The organism is Kitasatospora sp. NPDC052868, assembly GCF_044547105.1.
Lineage (GTDB): Bacteria > Actinomycetota > Actinomycetes > Streptomycetales > Streptomycetaceae > Kitasatospora.
The window spans coordinates 167347-185958 of sequence record NZ_JBITZW010000002.1 but is presented as its reverse complement, the minus strand read 5'-3'; the positions used below and the strand labels follow the sequence as shown (position 1 = coordinate 185958).

Annotated in this window: 15 protein-coding genes; 10 read left to right on the top strand and 5 right to left on the bottom strand. The window is 75.7% G+C overall.

Features of this window, described 5'->3' with window-relative positions:
• Positions 1–4 precede the first annotated feature (4 nt).
• The 7 genes from ACIGZJ_RS04460 (at position 5) to ACIGZJ_RS04430 (ending at position 7628) form a co-directional block, all read left to right on the top strand.
• Positions 5–1024, top strand: coding sequence for a sugar ABC transporter substrate-binding protein (locus tag ACIGZJ_RS04460; RefSeq protein ID WP_396455882.1), 1020 nt, complete (start codon positions 5–7; stop codon positions 1022–1024).
• Positions 1021–2049, top strand: coding sequence for an ABC transporter permease (locus ACIGZJ_RS04455; RefSeq protein ID WP_392931317.1), 1029 nt, complete (start codon positions 1021–1023; stop codon positions 2047–2049). The genes ACIGZJ_RS04460 and ACIGZJ_RS04455 overlap by 4 nt, the downstream gene beginning before the upstream one ends.
• Positions 2046–2909 carry an ATP-binding cassette domain-containing protein gene (locus ACIGZJ_RS04450; RefSeq protein ID WP_396455881.1) on the top strand — a complete coding sequence of 288 codons (864 nt, stop codon included), beginning with the start codon at positions 2046–2048 and terminating at the stop codon, positions 2907–2909. Before ACIGZJ_RS04455 ends, ACIGZJ_RS04450 begins: the two co-directional genes overlap by 4 nt.
• A gap of 41 nt (positions 2910–2950) precedes the next feature.
• Positions 2951–4012, top strand: coding sequence for an ROK family glucokinase (locus tag ACIGZJ_RS04445; RefSeq protein WP_396456226.1), 1062 nt, complete (start codon positions 2951–2953; stop codon positions 4010–4012).
• A gap of 139 nt (positions 4013–4151) precedes the next feature.
• The gene (ggt, locus tag ACIGZJ_RS04440; RefSeq protein WP_396455880.1) at positions 4152–5939 is read left to right on the top strand and encodes a gamma-glutamyltransferase; all 1788 of its coding nucleotides are present in this window, start codon (positions 4152–4154) and stop codon (positions 5937–5939) included.
• Between the two features lie 113 nt (positions 5940–6052).
• Positions 6053–6856 (top strand): exodeoxyribonuclease III, encoded by an 804-nt coding sequence (locus ACIGZJ_RS04435; protein WP_396455879.1) that lies wholly within the window; start codon positions 6053–6055, stop codon positions 6854–6856.
• A gap of 154 nt (positions 6857–7010) precedes the next feature.
• Positions 7011–7628 (top strand): hypothetical protein, encoded by a 618-nt coding sequence (locus tag ACIGZJ_RS04430; protein ID WP_396455878.1) that lies wholly within the window; start codon positions 7011–7013, stop codon positions 7626–7628.
• A 71-nt stretch (positions 7629–7699) separates the two neighbouring features.
• On the opposite strand, the gene ACIGZJ_RS04425 is transcribed toward ACIGZJ_RS04430, so the two are convergent.
• Complete coding sequence (locus ACIGZJ_RS04425) at positions 7700–8464, bottom strand: lysoplasmalogenase (protein WP_396455877.1); 765 nt, start codon at positions 8462–8464, stop codon at positions 7700–7702.
• A gap of 228 nt (positions 8465–8692) precedes the next feature.
• Here ACIGZJ_RS04425 and ACIGZJ_RS04420 point away from each other — a divergent pair, with 228 nt between their 5' ends.
• On the top strand, positions 8693–10411 hold the full coding sequence (locus ACIGZJ_RS04420; RefSeq protein ID WP_396455876.1) for a DUF2398 family protein: 1719 nt from the start codon (positions 8693–8695) through the stop codon (positions 10409–10411).
• A 148-nt stretch (positions 10412–10559) separates the two neighbouring features.
• Here the strand turns inward: ACIGZJ_RS04420 and ACIGZJ_RS04415 are convergent, their stop codons facing one another.
• The 4 genes from ACIGZJ_RS04415 to ACIGZJ_RS04400 form a co-directional block, all read right to left on the bottom strand.
• Positions 10560–10739: a hypothetical protein gene (locus ACIGZJ_RS04415; protein ID WP_392931304.1), complete on the bottom strand. Its 180-nt coding sequence runs from the start codon at positions 10737–10739 to the stop codon at positions 10560–10562.
• 139 nt (positions 10740–10878) lie between these two features.
• Positions 10879–12516 (bottom strand): BCCT family transporter, encoded by a 1638-nt coding sequence (locus tag ACIGZJ_RS04410; RefSeq protein ID WP_396455875.1) that lies wholly within the window; start codon positions 12514–12516, stop codon positions 10879–10881.
• A 198-nt stretch (positions 12517–12714) separates the two neighbouring features.
• Entirely contained in the window at positions 12715–13365 is a 651-nt protein-coding gene (locus ACIGZJ_RS04405) for a TetR/AcrR family transcriptional regulator (RefSeq protein WP_392931300.1), read from the bottom strand.
• 93 nt (positions 13366–13458) lie between these two features.
• The gene (locus tag ACIGZJ_RS04400; protein WP_396455874.1) at positions 13459–14373 is read right to left on the bottom strand and encodes an acyl-CoA thioesterase; all 915 of its coding nucleotides are present in this window, start codon (positions 14371–14373) and stop codon (positions 13459–13461) included.
• Between the two features lie 135 nt (positions 14374–14508).
• Between ACIGZJ_RS04400 and ACIGZJ_RS04395 the strand changes: the two genes are divergently transcribed.
• Together ACIGZJ_RS04395 and ACIGZJ_RS04390 are read left to right on the top strand one after the other, a co-directional pair.
• Positions 14509–15888, top strand: coding sequence for an SWIM zinc finger family protein (locus ACIGZJ_RS04395; RefSeq protein ID WP_396455873.1), 1380 nt, complete (start codon positions 14509–14511; stop codon positions 15886–15888).
• Positions 15885–18575, top strand: coding sequence for a DUF6493 family protein (locus tag ACIGZJ_RS04390; protein WP_396455872.1), 2691 nt, complete (start codon positions 15885–15887; stop codon positions 18573–18575). The genes ACIGZJ_RS04395 and ACIGZJ_RS04390 overlap by 4 nt, the downstream gene beginning before the upstream one ends.
• The last annotated feature ends 37 nt before the right edge of the window (positions 18576–18612 follow it).

The window sequence follows — 18612 nt, the reverse complement described above, 5'->3', positions numbered from 1 at the left end:
GGGGATGAGCACAACCCGCTTTCGCCCTTACCGCCGGCTCCGGCCGGCCTGCGCCGCCCTGGTGCTGCTGGCCGCCGTGGCCGGCTGCAGCAGCACCGGCGGCCTCCGCGCCGAGCAGGCCCGCGACAAGGCCGCCGCGGCCGCCGGAGCCGCCGTCACCACCCCCCGCTGGAAGGTCGCCATGGTGACCCACGCGGGTGCCGGCGACGCCTTCTGGGACACCGTGCGCAAGGGCGCCGAGCAGGCAGCGGCCAAGGACAACATCACCTTCCTGTACTCCAACGACGCGCAGACCCAGAACCAGGTCCAGCTCGTCCAGGCGGCCATCGACCAGAAGGTGGACGGCCTGCTGGTCACCCTCGCCAAGGGCGACGCGCTCGGCGACGTGCTCGGCAAGGCCAAGGCCGCCGGCATCCCGGTGATCACCATCAACTCCGGCCAGGAGTACTCCGCCCGGTTCGGCGCGCTCACCCACATCGGCCAGGACGAGACCACCGCCGGCCAGGCGGCCGGCGCCGAGCTCGCCTCGCGCGGGCGCAGGAACGTGCTCTGCGTGATCCACGAGCAGGGCAACGTCGGGCAGGAGCAGCGCTGCTCCGGCGCCCAGTCCAAGGCCGCCGGCTCGTTCCAGGTGCTCTACGTGGACGGCGTCAACATGCCCGACGCCCGCGCCTCGGTCTCCGCCAAGCTCCAGGCCGACCCGGGCATCGACACCGTGCTCACCCTCTCCGGCCCGATGGCCGCCACCGGTCTGCAGGCGATCCAGGACGCCCGCCGCACCGTCGAGCTCGACACCTTCGACCTGGGCACGCAGGTGGTGGCCGGCCTCAAGTCCGGCAGCGTCGGCTTCGCCGTCGACCAGCAGCCCTACCTCCAGGGCTACGAGGGCGTCGACCTGCTCTGGCTCTACCGCTCCAACCTGGACATGCTCGGCGGCGGCAAGCCCGTGCTCACCGGCCCGCAGATCCTCACCAAGGAGAACGCGGACGCGCTCGCCGAGTACGTCGCGAGGGGGACGCGTTGAGCACCGACGTCCTCGCCCAGGACCGCCCGGCGGCCCTGCGGCGGCTCCTCGCCCGCCCCGAACTCGGCGCGCTGATCGCCGCCGTCGCGGTGTTCCTGGTCTTCGCCGCCGTCGCCGAGCCCTTCCTGCGGGTCTCCTCGCTGGGCACCGTGCTGTACGCGGCCTCCACCATCGGGATCATGGCGGTACCGGTCTCGCTGCTGATGATCGGCGGCGAGTTCGACCTCTCGGCCGGCGTGCTGGTCACCACCGCCGCGCTCACCTCGTCCATGGTCAGCTACCAGCTGACCGCCGTGACCTGGGTCGGCGTCCTGGTGTCGCTGCTGGTCACGCTGGCCGTCGGCGGATTCAACGGCTGGATGCTCGGCCGCACCAGGCTGCCCAGCTTCATCGTCACCCTGGGCACCTTCCTGATGCTCACCGGCGCCAACCTCGGCGTCACCAAGCTGGTCTCCGGCACCGTCTCCACCAAGCCGATCTCCGACATGGAGGGCTTCGCCTCCTGCCGCTGGCTGTTCGCCTCCGAGGTCACCGTCGGCGGGCTGACGATCAAGGCCACCGTCTGGTGGTGGCTCGGCCTGCTGGCGGCCGGCAGCTGGGTGCTGCTGCGCACCCGCTTCGGCAACTGGGTCTTCGCCGTCGGCGGGGACGCGGCCGCGGCCCGGGCGGTCGGCGTGCCGGTGGCCCGGACGAAGACGGTGCTCTACCTCGGGGTCGGCTTCTGCGCCTGGGTGCTCGGCCAGCACCTGCTGTTCTCCTTCGACACCGTGCAGTCCGGCGAGGGCGTCGGCAACGAGCTGATCTACATCGTGGCGGCCGTCATCGGAGGCTGCCTGATCACCGGCGGCTACGGCTCGGTGGTCGGCTCCGCGCTCGGCGCGCTGATCTTCGGCATGGTCAGCAAGGGCATCATCTACGCCCAGTGGAACCCCGACTGGTTCAAGTTCTTCCTGGGCGCCATGCTGCTGCTGGCCGCCCTGCTGAACTCCTGGGTCAAGGGCCGGGCCGAGCGGGGGCCGCGATGAACGGGCCGCTCCCGACCGACGGGCCGGTCGCCGGCGGGCACCCGGAGCCGGGTGCCGAACTGCTCTCCCTGGAGGGCGTGGGCAAGACCTACGGCACCGTCCGGGCGCTCCAGGACGTCTCGCTCACCCTGCACGCCGGCGAGATCAGCTGCGTGCTGGGCGACAACGGCGCCGGCAAGTCCACCCTGATCAAGATCATCGCCGGGCTGCACCAGCACGACGAGGGCCGCTACACCGTCGGCGGCGAGGAGGTCCGGCTCGACTCCCCGCGCCAGGCCCTCGACCTCGGCATCGCCACCGTCTACCAGGACCTCGCCGTGGTGCCGCTGATGCCGGTCTGGCGCAACTTCTTCCTCGGCTCCGAACAGGGCCACCGCCGCTGGGGCGGGCTCCGGCTGGACGCCGACGGGATGCGCGCCACCACGCGGGAGGCGCTCGCCCGGATGGGGATCGACCTGCACGACGTGGACCGCCCGATCGGCACCCTCTCCGGCGGCCAGCGCCAGTGCGTGGCGATCGCCCGGGCCGTCCACTTCGGGGCGCGCGTCCTGATCCTCGACGAGCCGACCGCCGCCCTCGGCGTCAAGCAGTCCGGCGTGGTGCTCAAGTACGTCACCGCCGCCCGCGACGCCGGGCTCGGAGTCGTCCTGATCACCCACAACCCGCACCACGCCCACCTGGTCGGCGACCACTTCACCCTGCTGAAGCGGGGACGGATGGCCGGCAGCCACCCCCGGGCGGAGATCGGCCTCGAACAGCTCACCACCGAGATGGCCGGCGGCTCCGACCTCGCCGAGCTCTCGCACGAACTGGGCCGTCCCGACCCCTCCACCGATCCGAAGGAGCGCCCGCAGCCGTGACCAGCCCGCATGGCACCACCCGGCCGGCCGTCCTGCCCAACCTGCTCGGCCTCGGCCCGCGCGCCGAGCGCCGCCGCCGCGCCCTGCCCGCGGGCATCCTGCGGCTGCCCACCATCGGCGTCGACATCGGCGGCACCAAGGTGGTCGCGGGCGTCGTGGACGGCGAGGGCCGGATCCTGGAGAAGCTGCGCACCGACACCCCGGACAAGAGCAAGAGCGCCAAGGTGGTCGAGGACGTCATCGTCGAGCTGGTGCTCCGGCTCGCCGACCGGCACGACGTCCACGCGGTGGGCATCGGCGCGGCCGGCTGGGTGGACGCCGAGCGCTCCAAGGTGCTCTTCGCGCCGCACCTGAACTGGCGCAACGAGCCGCTCCAGCAGGCGCTCAGCGAGCGGCTGCGGTTCCCGGTGATCGTCGAGAACGACGCCAACGCGGCCGCCTGGGCCGAGTGGCGGTTCGGCGCCGGGCGCGGCGAGGACCACATGGTGATGCTCACCCTCGGCACCGGCATCGGCGGGGCCGTCGTCCGCGACGGCTACGTCGACCGGGGCAAGTACGGCCTGGGCGGCGAGTTCGGGCACATGCAGGTGGTGCCCGGCGGGCACCGCTGCCCGTGCGGCAACCGCGGCTGCTGGGAGCAGTACTCCTCGGGCAACGCCCTGGTGCGGGACGCGCGCGAGCTGGTCGCCGAGGAGTCGCCGGTGGTGCAGCCGCTGCTGGCCAGGGCCGGCGGCGCGGTCGAGGGCATCACCGGCCCGCTGGTCACCGAGGCGGCCCAGGCCGGCGACCCGACCGCCACCGAGCTGCTCTACGAGGTCGGCACCTGGCTCGGCGTCGGCATCGCCAACCTGGCGGCCGCGCTCGACCCGGGCCGGTTCGTGATCGGCGGCGGGGTCTCCGAGGCCGGGGACCTCCTCCTCGCCCCCGCCCGCGACACCTTCCGCCGCACCCTCACCGGCCGCGGGTTCCGGCCCGAGGCCGCCATCGTGCACGCGGCCCTCGGCAACGAGGCCGGCCTGGTCGGCGCCGCCGACCTCGCCCGCCAGGTCGCCCGCCGCTTCCGCACCATCAAGCGCCGCCGGGTGGAGCGCAGCGTGCCGTAGGGGCTGGTGCCGGTCGGCCCTCCCGCTCCCGGCGGGCCGGGCGGTGTGTCAACTACCCGTTGGTAGCCGCGAGGCCCTGTTGTCCGGTCCATGCCTCCTGTGAAACAACGGAGTTGACGTCGACTCAGGAGGCCCTCGGATGAGAGCTCTGGCCCGTATCGCCCCGCCGCTGTTGCTCGCCACCGCGCTGGTCTGTTCGGCCGCCGGGCCGGCCGGGGCGGCGGGGCCGCCGCCGAAGACGCCCGAGGCGGTGGGCTGGGGCGGCGCCGTGGCCAGCGTGGACGCCGATGCCACGGCCGCGGGGATCGAGGTGCTGCGCAAGGGCGGCAACGCGGTGGACGCGGCGGTGGCCGTGGCGGCGGCGCTCGGCGTGACGGAGCCGTACTCGGCCGGCATCGGCGGGGGCGGGTACTTCGTCTACTACGACCACGACAGCGGCCGGGTCCACACCATCGACGGCCGGGAGACGGCCTCCCGGACGGCCGACGAGGGGCTGTTCCTGGAGGACGGCAAGCCGCTGGCGTTCGCGGACGCCGTCACCAGCGGGCTCTCGGTCGGGGTGCCCGGATCCCCGGCGACCTGGGAGACGGCCGTCCAGGCGTGGGGCAGGCGCTCGTTCGCCGACGCGCTGAAGCCCGCCGAGCGGATCGCCGAGCAGGGGTTCACGGTCGACCGGACCTTCCAGGACCAGACCGCGCTCAACCAGGACCGGTTCAAGGACTTCCCCGCCACCCGCAGCCTCTTCCTGCCCGGCGGCAGACTGCCCGAGGTCGGCTCCACCTTCCGCAACCCCGACCTCGCGGCCACCTACCGGCAGCTGGGCCGGGAGGGCACCAGGGCGCTCTACCAGGGCGGCCTCGGCGCCGACATCGTCCGGACCGTCCAGCACCCGCCGGTCGACCCGGCCTCCGGGCGCAACGCCCGCCCGGGCCGGGTGGACGCCGCGGACCTGGCCGCCTACCAGGTCCGCCGCCAGCAGCCCACCCACGTCGCCTACCGCGACTACGACATCTACTCGATCGCCCCCTCCAGCTCCGGCGGCACCACCGTCGGCGAGGCGCTGGGCATCCTGGAGGACGGCGAGCTGTCCGCCCTGGACACCACGCAGTACTACCACCACTTCCTGGAGGCCTCCCGGATCTCCTTCGCCGACCGCAACCGCTGGGTCGGCGACCCGGCCTTCAACGACGTGCCCGCCAAGGAGCTGCTCTCCCCGCGGTACGCCGCCTCCCGGGCCTGCCTGATCAGCCCCGACCGCGCGCTCACCAGCCCGCTCGCCCCCGGCGACCCGCGCCACCCGGTCGACTGCGCGAACACGGGCGCCGCGGCGCCCGAGCCGTACGAGGGGCTGAGCACCAGCCACCTCACCGTCGCCGACCGGTGGGGCAACATCGTCTCCTACACGCTGACCCTGGAGCAGACCGGCGGCAGCGGCATCACCGTGCCCGGCCGGGGCTTCCTGCTCAACAACGAGCTGACCGACTTCAGCTTCACCCCGCTCGTCCCCGGGGTGCCCGACCCCAACCTGCCGGGGCCCGGCAAGCGCCCGCGCTCCTCGCTCTCGCCGACCATCGTGCTGCGCGACGGCGAGCCCGTCCTCGCGGCCGGCTCGCCCGGCGGCGCGACCATCATCACCACCACCCTCCAGGTGCTGCTCGGCCGGCTCGACCGCGGTCTGAGCCTGGAGCAGGCGATCGCCGCGCCGCGCGCCAGCCAGCGCAACACCGCGGCCACCCAGGCCGAGCCCGGCTTCCTCGCGCTGCCCGAGCGGGCGCGGCTGGAGGCGCTCGGCCACGCCTTCGCGAGTACGCCCGAGATCGGCGCCGCGACCGGCGTCGAGCGGCTGTCGGACGGCCGCTGGGTGGCGGCCGCCGAGCCGGTGCGGCGCGGCGGCGGCGCGGCCGCGGTGGTGCGGCCCGCCCCCTGAGCCGACCGGTTTGTCGGTGCGCGGCGGTAGATTCGGGGTGGGCGCTCCCGGCCTTGCGGGGCCGCCCACCCTCGCCCGTGCCCCTGTCCGCACCACCGGGAAGGCCACCCGCCGTGACCGTCCGCATCGCCACCTGGAACATCAACTCCGTCACCGCGCGGCTGCCCAAACTCCTGGAGTGGCTGGAGAGCGCCAAGCCGGACGTGCTCTGCCTCCAGGAGCTCAAGTGCGCCGGGGGCGCCTTCCCGTACGAGCCGGTGCGCGAGCTGGGCTACGAGACGGCCGCCCACGGCACCGGCCGGTGGAACGGCGTCGCGATCGTCTCCCGGATCGGCCTGGACGACGTGGTGCGCGACCTCCCGGGCCAGCCCGGCTACCTCGCCGACGACGCCCTGCTGCCCGACGTCGAGCCGCGCGCCATCGCCGCCACCTGCGGGCCGGTCCGGGTCTGGTCGGTCTACGTGCCCAACGGCCGCGAGGTCGACCACGCCCACTACCGCTACAAGCTGGAGTGGCTGGAGGCCCTGCGCCAGGCCTCGCTGGAGGACGCCGCGGGGGAGCGGCCGTTCGCCGTGCTCGGCGACTTCAACATCGCGCCCACCGACGAGGACGTCTTCGACCTCGCCGCCTTCGAGGGCCTGACCCACGTCACCCCCGCCGAGCGCGCCGCCCTGGCCGCCCTCGGCGAGGCCGGCCTCCAGGACGTCGTGCCCCGCCCGCTCAAGTACGACCGCCCCTACACCTACTGGGACTACCGCCAGCTGGCCTTCCCCAAGAACCGGGGCATGCGGATCGACCTCACCTACGCCAACAAGCCCTTCGCCGACGCGGTGACGGACAGCTACGTCGACCGCGAGGCCCGCAAGGGCAAGGGCACCTCCGACCACGCGCCGGTCGTGGTCGACCTGGACCTCTGAGCCCGGTCGGACACGGCCCCCGTCCCCCGAACGGTCCCGAGCGGTGGCCGGGCGGGGGGTGCGTGCCTACTGTCGGTGAGTGACTGGGTGTAGTTGTTCGATCACGAGGACATCGGAGTCCCCGGCTGCGCCCGAGAATCCCGGAGGTTCGGGTATGCGCTCCATGCGTACGGCCGCCGCCGCCCTGATCGGCGCGACGGTGCTGACCGGCCTGACGGCCCCCCTCGCGCTGGCCAAGGACGGCGCCGCCACGGTCAGCCCGTCCCAGGCCGCACCGGGCCAGACCGTGACGGTCACGGTCTCCTGTGAGAAGTCCGACAAGCCCAACGCCAAGACCATCACCGCCAGCTCCGCGGCCTTCGAGGGCGGTCCGGCCACCCTCACCCTCGGCTCGGACGGCAAGCACACCGGCTCAGCCCGGCTGGCGAGCAGGGACGGCGGTGCCAGCAAGGTCGACGGCACCTGCCCCGACGGCGGCGCCTTCTCGACCAGCGTGACCGTGACGACCGTCGCCGCCTCGTCCTCCTCCTCGTCCTCCTCGCCCACCGGGAGCCTCGGCGAGTGGGGCCAGGCGGCCGGGGAGTGGGCCGGCTCGCTCGGGCAGTCCGGTGCGGGCAGTCAGCAGGTCGCCCCGCACGGCGCGGTGAAGACCGGTCTGGGCGGCTCGGTCGCCGCCAACCCGGCCGAGCTGGCCGGTGGCGTGGCGCTGGTCGCGGGCGGGATCGGCGGCTTCTGGCTGCTGCGGCGCCGCGGCGGGGCCGGGTCCGTCTGAGCCCGCTCCACCCGCGTCATCCGCTTGACCCTCCTGCGCCGCCGGACCACTGGTCCGGCGGCGCAGGCGTGTCAGGCGATGGCCGGCCGGGTGCTCCGCCCGGGGGACGGCTCACGGTCCGGCCAGGCGGCCGCCCCGGTGGCGGACTCCTCCTCGCGCAGGGCCCTCAGGAGGCCGGTGGAGAGCAGGTACTGGGCCAGGATGTAGGTGGCCATGATCCAGAACTGATGGCCCGGCAGCTCCCGCCACTTCGCCAGCTTGGTGGCGATCAGGGTGTCGGAGAGCAGGAACAGCGCCCCGCCCAGCCCCGTCCGCCAGCCGAGGCCCGCCGAGGTGACGGCGGTGGAGGTGAGCAGCAGGCTGTAGCCGGCCACCGGGACCCGCAGATCCCCGAGGTCCGGCCAGAGCTGACCGACCATCGCCGCCCAGGCCGTCGCGTACGCCACCGCGACCACGGCCGCCCGCCGCCGGTCGGTGAGCGCGCCCCGCTGGACGAACATCGTCACGTAGCAGACGTGCGCCGCCGCGAAGGAGCCCATGCCCGCCAGGAACGCGGGGTCGTTGCCGAGCTGGAGCAGGACGTCCCCGCCGGCGCTCAGCAGCAGCGCGGGCGCCAGCAGCTTCGGGGCCTCCTGGGCGGCCGTGGCGGCGGCGGTGACGCTGTGTGCGGCCAGCAGCGGCATCAGGGCGGGCTTGGTGGCGTGCCGCAGGACGGGCGAGTCGGTGAGGATCGCGCCCAGGTGGGCCGCCGAGGTCGCGGCGAAGCCGGTGAGCAGCCCGGTGGCGGAGCGCAGGCGCCCGCCCAGGACGGCGCGGGTGGTCGTACGGATACTCATGCGGCGGTGTCCTCCGGGGGGTCGGGTGGGCGGGCGCGGCGGCCGGCGGGCCGGTGCTCGGCACGATAGGCGACCGTACCCGGTGGGGGAAGGGTTTGTTACCGGCGCGTAGCGTCGGGGGCGGGCGGCCGGCCGCCGCACCGGGACGGCCCGGAGGCCGGCCGATCGGCCCCGGGCCCCGGGCACTGCCACCGGCGGCGGCGCCCAGCGTCTAGTCTGGTCCACGACATGGAGCAGCAGGAGTACGCGACCGGCACCACGCGGGTGGCCGGTGGCACGTCGGACGGGCGCGAGGGCGGGGCGCGGCGGGGGACCACCGACGCCGGCATCGCCGTGCGCGGCATCCGCCCTGACGGTCCGCAGGAGGGCGCCCGGCCGGAGCCCGGTCGGCCGTCGGCGGACGGGCCGGCCGAGGGGCTGTCGCCCGACCCGGGGCTGCTGCGGCTGGCCCACTGGTTCGCCGAGGCCTCCCCGGGCACCGCCGACGACCTGTGCGCCGCCTCCTTCGGCCTCTACCCCGCCCGCCACTTCGGCGTCCTGGCCGAGCCGGGGGCCGGCCCGGCCGACGCCGAGGTCAGCTGGTGGCACGGGCCGACCGCGCACGCCCCGGCCGTGCTGCGGCTGCGGGAGGCCCGCCCGGTGCGCGGTGTGCGCCGGGCCCGGCGGGACGCGGACGCCCCGGACGCCGCTCTCCCGGACGCCACCCCGGGCAGGCCGGGCCGGCACCGCAAGCCCGAGCGCTCCCGGGCCGCCGGCTGTCCGCAGGACCGTTCCGCCGCGGCCGAGCGCCGGATCGCCGCCCGGCTGCTGCTGGCCCATCCGCTGGTCACCGCCGCCGGGTCGCACGCCGACGGGTTCCCGCTGATCCGCCGTCACCGGGACTGGCTGACCGAGCGGTTCGACACCCTGCTCGGCTACCGGCTGGTGGTCGGCCCCTGGCACGCCCGGCTCTGCAAGGCCGGCCTCGGCCCCGGCGGCGCCCGCCGGCTCGAACACCCCGGCACCGGAGCCCCGTTCACGCCCGGCGCCTACGCCCAACTCGCGCTCGCGCTGGCGCTGCTGGTCGACGCCCCCGAGGAGCTGCCGCTCGGCCGGCTGCTGGCGGCGATGATCGCCGCCGCCCCCGGGCTGGCCGCCGACCCGGCCGAGCTGGCCGCCGCGCTCGCGGCCCTGGCCGACTGGCAGGTCCTCACCGAGGCCCCGGCCCAGGCCGACCCGGCGGCCGTCCTGACCGTGGACCGGGAGCTCGCCCGCGCCGTCCCGGCCGGTCCGCCCGCCCTCGCGGACGACGCCGCCGACCTGATCCGCCGGGCCGCCGAGGCCGAGCCCGCGATCGCCGTCCGCCGCCGCCTCGCCGAGACCCCGGCCGTCCTCGGCGCCGACCTCACCGCGGACCAGCGGAGCTGGCTGGACCGCCACCGCCACACCGGGCCGGCCGCCCTCGCCGACTTCCTCGGCCTGGAGGCCGAGCTGCGGGCCGAGGGCGTCGCCCTGCTCGACCCCGCGGACGAGCTCACCGATCTGGCCCTGCCCGGCACCGGCATGCTCGCCCAGGCCACCCTGCTGCTGGTCGAGCGCCTGGTCGAGGAGGTCCGCCCGCTGCCGGGGGAGAGCGCCGGCACGGACGTGTCGATCCCGGACGCGCTGATAGACGGCGTGCTCGGGGACATCGCCGACGAGTACGGCCTCCCGGCCGGCTGGCGCCGCGACTACCTCGCCGACCGGACGGCGCTGCGGCGCGACGCCCTCGACCTTCTGCACCGGATGGGCCTGATCACCCGCGCGCCGCTCGGCACCCGCCCGCCGGGCTGGCTGCTGCGGGCCCCCGCGGCCCGCTACGCCCCGGCCGCGGACCTCCTCCCGGCCCCCGGCACCGGCCGCCACTCCCGCCCCGGGCCGCCGGCCGTCCCCGGCCAGCCGGGCCCGCTCACCCAGCAGCGGGTCTGACGCGCTGAGCCCCCGGCCGGGGGCTCCGACCCGAGCGGCTGGCCCGGAACACCGAAAAGCACCGCATCCGGGGCCTGGACGGCCGGACTGCGGTGCCGGGGGACGGGCGAGGGTGCGGGCAATGAGGGCCGTCGCGGCCCGGGTCAGTTCACCGTCCGGCGGTGGCCGTCGCCACCGTGTCGTGTCGGACGGTCTCCACGGTGGCGCCGACGCCCAGGGTGCCGAGGGCGACGGAGGCGAGCACGGCGGCGACGGCGAGGAAACGGCGGTGGCGCTGGGGGAGCGGGAAGCGCGGATCCTCGAGGGTCGCCGGAGGGTTGGCGTTCATGTCAGAGAGCGTTCCAGGGCGGCGTTAACGGTCGCTACGCACGGGTGAAGTCCGGATGGGGCGTGGGCGTCGGATTGTGCGGGCCGGGCCCCGCCCCGGGTGGAGCGGTGCCCGGACAGGGTGCTTCGGGTGCGGTGGTTCACCCGGACGGCGGGCGCGGGCCCCGGCCGGCGTCGGCCATCGCCTCGCCGACGGCGACCCGGACGGCGTCCCGCAGGCCGTGTGCGGGGTGGAGGCGGGAGGGTCCGGCCGCCGGGTCCCCGCGCAGCTCCTTCACCAGGGCGACGCAGAGCAGCAGCATCACCACGACGAACGGCAGCGCGACCAGGATGGTGGCGTTCTGCAGCGCGGTGAGCCCGCCCGCCAGCAGCAGCGCGGCGGCCACCCCGCCCATCAGGACGCCCCAGACCACCACCAGCCAGGTGCGGGGGTGCAGCGAGCCCCGGCTGGAGAGCGAGCCGAGGACGAGCGAGGCGGAGTCGGCGCTGGTGATGAAGAAGGTCATCACCAGCAGGACCGCCACCACGCTGGTCACCGAACCGAGCGGCAGCGCGTCGAGCATCTCGAAGAGCGAGGCCTCGGCGCCCTGCGGGATGGTGGCGACCAGGTCGGCCGCGCCGGTGGAGTCCAGCCGGATCGCCGTCCCGCCCATCACGCAGAACCAGATCACCGTGGCGCCGCTGGGCACCAGCAGGACGCCGAGCAGGAACTGCCGGATGGTGCGGCCGCGCGAGATCCGCGCGATGAAGGTGCCGACGAAGGGCGCCCAGGAGAGCCACCACGCCCAGTAGAAGATCGTCCAGGTGCCGAGCCAGCTCTCGTCGGTGAAGGCGCCGGTCTGGGTGGACATGGCGACCAGGTCGGAGAGGTAGCCGCCGACGCTGGAGGGGATCGCGTCCAGCACGAAGACCGACGGGCCGACCAGGAAGACGTAGACCATGATCACCGAGGCCAGCACGACGTTCGCGGTGGACAGCCACTTGACGCCCTTGTGCACGCCGGAGAAGGCGGACAGCACGAAGGCGGCGGTCAGCGAGCCGATGATGACCAGCTGGGCGTTCTCGGTGTTGCGCACCGAGGAGATGTAGCCGAGGCCGTCCGCGACCTGGAGGGCGCCGAGGCCGAGGCTGGTGGCCGAACCGAAGACGGTGGCGAACACGGCGAGCAGGTCGATCGCCCGCCCGGCCCAGCCGTCCGCGCCGCGCTGCCCGATCAGCGGGACGAACGCGGCGGAGAGCCGGTTGCCCCGGCCCTTGCGGAAGGTGGTGTAGGCGAGGGCCAGGCCGGCCACGGCGTAGATCGCCCACGGGTGCAGCGTCCAGTGGAAGAGCGAGAACTCCAGCGCGCTCTGGGCGGCGGCCGGGCTCTGCGGTTCGAGGCCGGAGCCGGGCTGCGGGGCGGCGAACAGCTGGAGCGGCTCGCCGACGCCGTAGAACATCAGGCCGATGCCCATGCCGGCGCTGAACATCATCGCGACCCAGGCGAGGGTGGAGAACTCGGGCTGGTCGTCGTCGCGGCCGAGCCGGATCCGGCCGAAGCGGCTGAAGGCGAGCAGGACGGTGAGGACGAGGAAGACGTCGGCGGCGACCACGAACAGCCAGCCGAAGTTGTGCAGTACCCAGGCCAGCGCGGTGCTGGAGGCGTCGCCGAGGGAGTCCTGGGCGAAGACCCCCCAGGCGACCACCGCCAGCACCAGCACGGCGCTGATCCCGAAGACCGCCCGGTCGGCGGGGAGGGTCGCTGCGGGTTCGTCAGGGCCCGGCGGCGGACTGCTCATGGGGGTACCTCTCACGGCGTACTGGACGGTCGGCGGCATGATCAAGAAATGGATACATGTCGCACTATGTCCAGTCCCCGTGCGCGGAGAGGGGAGGGCACGCCGGGGAGCGGCGAGGAGGCGGCAGGGCGTGCCGGACCGTCGGACGGCGCCGAACCGCGCGCCGTACGGCCCGGTCGGTCGCCCGGGCCGGTCGGCTCAGCTGGTCGGCCGGACCTCGTACGGCGCCGGGTGCGGCGTCTCGTACGGGGTCAGCACCAGCCGCACCACGTCCTCCAGCCGCCGCCGGGCGTCCCCCAGGGTGGTCCGGCCGGTCACCCAGGCGGTCAGCTCGCCCTGCCAGGCATGGCCGACGATGTGCCGCACCAGATCGCTCGCGGCGGCCGGGACTTCGGCCATCACCGCCTGGAGCGCGGTGCTGTCGGCACGGGCCATGCCCTGCAGGGCCTCGCTCGCGAAGGGATCGGTGGACGCCGCGACGGCCACTCTCAGCCGGGCCAGTTCGGGCTGGCGCTGATAGGCCCGCATGCCGCCCCGGACGAAGCGCACCACCCGGTCGGTGGCCCCCAGCCCCGCCCGCGGCCCACGCAGCTCCGCCACCAGGTCGGCCAGCAGCAGCCGGTGCCACTCGGCGATCGCCGCGGCCAACAGGTGGTCCTTGGAGGAGAAGTAGCGATACGCCGTCCCCAGGGCGACTCCGGACCGCTCGCAGACCTGCTTCATCTGCAGCCGCTCGACGCCGATCTCGTTCACCAGGGCGAGCGCGGCCGCGATCAGGGACTCGCGGCGTTCGAGCTGACGCGGAGACATCGTCTCCACCGGCCGTGGTGACAGGTCAACCTTGGTCACCCGCACCATGATACGGCTCGGGACCGCTCAGGAGTATGACGCCGACCGGCCTCCCGTTGTTCGCGTACCGGCCACCGGTGCGGCGGGCACCCGTCAACGGGGGCGGGGAGGCCGTTCGCGGACCAGGGCCTCCTGGACCGCCGAGGCCACCAGCAGGCCGTCCCGGTCGTAGAACTCGCCGAGCGACAGCCCCCGGCCGTCCGCGGCGGACGGGCTGCGCTGGGCGAACAGCAGCCACTCGTCGGCCCGGAACGGGCGGTGGAACCACATCGAGTGGTCCAGTGAGGCGAGGATCAGCCGCGGCGGCTGGGTGCGGTGGAAGAAGTTGGGCTGCAGGTGCAGCCCGGCGGTCGAGGCCAGCGTCAGGTCCGACAGGTACGTGAGTGCGCAGACGTGCACCAGCGGATCCCCGGCGGGCAGCGGGGAGCCGGTGCGCAGCCAGACGAACTGCTGCGGCATGCCCGGCACGGCCGGGGGCAGCCCGGGGGCGTCCGGCGGGACGAAGCGCAGCTCCAGGGCGCGGAACCCCTCGAACCGGGCCCGGTCGTCCCCGCGGGCGGCGTCGTCCCAGCGCGCGAAGGCGTCCGGGAGCCCGTCCGGGCCGGGCACCGGGGGCATCTCCCGGTGCCGGTCGGTGGCGGGCTCGGAGCGCTTGAAGGAGGCGGACAGGGTGAAGATCGCCTCCTCGCCCTGGACGGCCGTCACCCGGCGGGTGGCGTACGACAGGCCCTCGCGCAGCCGCTCCACCTCGTAGCGGATCGGCCGGGTCGGATCGCCGGGGAGCAGGAAGTAGCCGTGTAGCGAGTGCACCGAGCGGCCCTCGCCGACCGTGCGCCCGGCCGCGGTCAGCGCCTGCGCGGCGACCTGGCCGCCGAACGCGCGCATCGGGGCGCCGGCGTGGCAGCGGCCCCGGAACGTGTTCCCGTCCAACCGGTCGATCCGCAGCAGCTCGGCGAACGGGCCACCGGTGGCGGTGGCCCGAGTCTCCTGATGGGTCAGCTCGTTCACCGGCCCATAGTGGCAGAAGCCAACGGTCCACCGGTGTGACGTGGGTAACCCCGGACGGTATTCCGCGCAATAGAACCTGTTTCAGTCCTGCGGCGGCCGGACGCACTGTCAGTGCGGTCACCTAGCGTGCTCGGCATGACGCAAGCCGCACACGCGTACGCCTATCTGCGCCCGTCCGCCGTCCTCGACGGAGCCGACGGCCCCCGCCTCGCCCTGGAGACCTCCGGCGGCGCCACCCCGCTGGGGGCGGTCGCCAACCCGCGCTTCTTCGCGGGCTTCCTGGCCGACCCGGCGCCGGCCGCCGCCGGGCTGCTCGCCGTCGCCGACGTCGCCGCCGCCCGCTACCACCAGCCCAGGCTGCGCGCCTCGCTCGACCCGGTGGTCACCGCCAACGGGGACCGGCTGCGCTTCGAGTCCTTCTCCGGCTGCTGCGGCGTCTACGCCCGCCTGGACGTGCTGGAGGCCGGGCTCGACGGCGACGACATCGGCCACGGCACCACCAACGTCGACGTCAACAACCCGCTGCGCGAGGCGCTCACCCGGATCGGCCCGGCCGACCCGCTGCACCTGGCCGTCGGACCGGACGCCCTGGAGGTCACCACCTTCGACGGGCCCGTCGTCGAGCGCAAGGTCCCGCTGCCCGAGCGCTGGCTGCGCGGCTTCGCCGAGACCCAGGTCACCGCCGCCGGCTTCGACCTGCGGGCCGAGCTGCCCGCCGCCGAGGCCGTCCGCTTCCTGCGCTCGCTGCCGCGCGGCACCGCCCGCCCCGGCGCATCGGGGTGGGTCGTCCCGGCCGGACGGACGCTGCGACCCACCACCCGGCCGGTGCCCGGCGCGATCCGGCTGCTCGGCCCGGAGCGGCTGGCCGCCCTGCACCGGGTGCTGCGCCACGCGCTGGCGCTGCGGGTGTACGGGCCGGTGGCGGGCGACGGATCGGAGGCCTCGGCCTGGGAGGTGGTGCTGCCGGGCATGCGGCTCACCCTCACCCTCTCGCCCGACGCCTCCCGGGGCTTCTCCGGCGAGGGCGGGGTGCTCGGCGCGCTGGCCACCGGCACGGCCGAGCAGGACGCCGAGCTGGTCGGCGTGCTGCTCGCCTGGGAGCCGAGGATCGACACCGCCGAGCTGGCCGAGCAGTCCGGGCTCCCCCCGGAGCGGGTCCGGGCCGCGCTGACCAGGCTCGGCACGGCCGGGCAGATCGGCTACGACACGGCGGAGGCCGCCTACTTCCACCGCCAGCTGCCCTACGACGCCGGCCGCGCCGAGGCGCACAACCCGCGGCTGCGGGCCGCCCGCGCGCTGGTCGCGGCGGGAGCGGTACGGCTGGAGGAGGGCGGCGCCCTCGCCACCGTCACGGTGGACGACCACGTCCAGCGGGTGCGGACGGACGCCGCGGGCCGGGCGGCCTGCACCTGCCTGTGGTGGGCCAAGTACCGGGGCGGGCGCGGCCCGTGCAAGCACGCACTGGCGGTCGGTATGGTCCGCGAGGCCCACAACGGGACGGAGGCCGGCCGATGAGCGCGGTCGAGGAGCTGCTGCAGGCCGTCCGGGAGGGGCGGACACCGCAGGTGCCCGCCCTGGCCGCGGCGCTCGGCCCGGCCGAGCGGCGGGCCTGCCTGGTGGAGCTGAAGGAGCTGCGCAAGCAGCTCCGGGGCGAGTGGTCGAAGGCGGCGGACCGGCAGAGCGGGGCCCTGCTGGTCGCCGGTGCCGGCTGCCACACGGGGCCGGCCGCGGCCGCCGCCTGGATCGGCGGGCGGGACTTCGCGGAGCGCTCCTGGGCGCGCCACCCCGCGCTCGCCGAGGTGGTGGCGGCGCAGCCGGTCGAGTGGCAGACCGACGTGGCCGCCCGGCTCGCCCAGCGCTCCCCGCAGGGCTGGAGCTGGGAGCTCTACCCGCTGATCGAACAGGTGGTGCGGCGGACGGGCTGCCCGGTGCCCGAGTCCGACGCCTTCGTCACCGAGTGGCTGCGCCGGCTCGTCCAGGGCGACGGCGGCCGGGGCGGTGCGCGCGCGACGCTGCTGGAGCGGCTGCGCGCCGACGCCTTCCGGCCGGTGCTGCTGCCCCGGGTGTTCGAACTGGCCGACATCGGCTCGCTGTTGGAGTTCCGGTGGTCGGACCGGCCGGGGGACGTCTGGGCCGAGGCGGTCGCCGGGCTGGCCGCGAGCGGCGAGCTGGACCGCGCCGAGCTGATCGACCGCTGCCTCGCCCGGCTGGTGCGCGGCGGCCGCCCGGTCGACCAGCGGCTCTTCCTCGCGATGCTGCGGGAGCTCGCCCCCGGGCCCGGGGAGTACGCCGGGCACGTCCGCAGCCTGCTCGCGCTGCTGGACGGCGTCTCGGTGGTGGCCGGCCATGCCCAGGAGGTGCTCGCCGGGCTGGACGAGGCCGCGCTGGTCGAGCCCGAGGTGGTGGTCGAGGCCTCCGCGGTGGTGCTGTTCCGGACGGAGAAGAAGCTGGTCCGGGCGCAGCTGGGCTGGCTGGAGAAGGCCGCGAGGCGCTCGCCGGAGCGCGCCGGCCCGGTGGTGCTGGCCGCCGCCGAGGCCTTCGGCCACCCGGACACCGCCCTCCAGGAGCGGGCGCTGAACGTGGTGGCCCGTCACCTCGGGGCGGCCGGCCCGGCCGTGCTGCCCGAGCTGCGGTTCGCCGCCGAGGGGCTGAACCCGGCCCACCACGCCCGCGCCGCCGGGCTGTTCGGCGCCCCGGTCGGCGGCGACGACCCGGACACCGGGTGGAGCGAGCTGCTGCCGCCGGTGCCCGTCCCGCGTCCGCTGGCGGAGCCGATCGCCACGCCGGCCGAGGTCGCGGAGGAGTTGTCCGCGCTGCTGGCGGGGTACGAGCCGGACGTCGCGGACTTCGAGCGCGTCCTGGACGGCCTGGTGCGGCACGCCCGACTCGACCGGGCGGCGCTCGCCACGGCGCTGGAGCCGGTGCTGCGGGTGCAGCACTGGAGCGAGACCGGGCGCTGGCACGACTGCGGGCCCCGGGACGTCCTGTACGTCGCACTCACCGTCACCGGGCAGGTGGACCCGCACCACCGCAAGGGCGTGCTCCGGCGCAAGGGCCGGCCCGCGCTGCGCGGTGCGAACAACACGGCGTACGGCCACGTGCTGGGCGCCCGGCTGGTGGAGGCGGCCGAGCGGATCGGCACCGACTGTCCGCCGCTGCTGCTGGCCACCCCCACCGATGCGACCGGCGCGGTGGAGGCGTCCGCGCTGGTCGGGCGGCTGGCCCGGTACGAGGAGGCGGGGGTGGCGCCGGGCGAGATGGATCTGCAGGCCGCCCTGCTGCGGCTCGCGCCGACCGCCGACGCCGAGGCGCTCGCCGCGGCGGGGCGGCTCGCCTCCCCGGCCGGGCGCCGGGTGGCGCACTGGCTGGCCCGGGGCGGGCTGCCCGGCCAGCCCTCGGAGCGGGTCGTCTTCGCGCCCGGCCCGGGCGCCGACGACCGCCACCCCTTCTGGAACCGCTGGTGGGAGGCCCTGAACCGGGTCGCCGTCGCCCAGCCGGGGATCGGCTCCGGGCCCGCGGGCCCGGCCGGCGAGCGGCTGGACGCCGTCTTCCGGGGCCTGCTGGAGGGGACCGAGCCGAGCGTCGCCCGGGCCCGCAAGCAGGACCAGTGGGAGTGGCAGCCCACCGTGCACTGGGCCGCGATGCTCCCGCACCACCGGGAGGAGCTGGCGGCCCGCTGGCTGGACTGGTTCGCCGACTCCGCCGACCGCGAGCGGCGAGGTGCGACCGGGATGCTGCCCGTCCTCGCCGAGGCCGGCGGTCCGGCCGGGCTCGCGGTGCACCTGGTGGTGGCGTACGGGCTGGGTGCGCGCTTCCCCGAGGACCGGACGGCGGCGGTGGACGCGCTGCTGGTGCTCGCCGCGCGCGGGGATCTGGACGGGGGCCTGCTCGGCCGGGAGCTGGCGGCGCTGGTGGCCGCGGGTACGGTGCTGCCCTCGCGACTGGGCCAGGCGCTGGCCGCGGCGGCGCAGACCGGCGCGTACGGCACGGTCTGGTCGGTGCTGGCCCCGGCGCTGCCCGGGCTGCTGGTGCTCGACCCGGCGCCGCGGGGCCTGGGGGACGTGGTCGCGGTGGCCGCGGACTGTGCCCGGCGGACCGGGGCGCGCGGCCCGGTCGAGGAGGTGGCGCGGGTGGCGGCCCGTGCGGGCTCCAGCCGCCTGGTCAAGGAGGCGCGGGCACTGCGGGACGTGCTGGCGGGCTGAAGACCGGCCCTCGGCCGGACCGGGCGCGGCGCTCGCG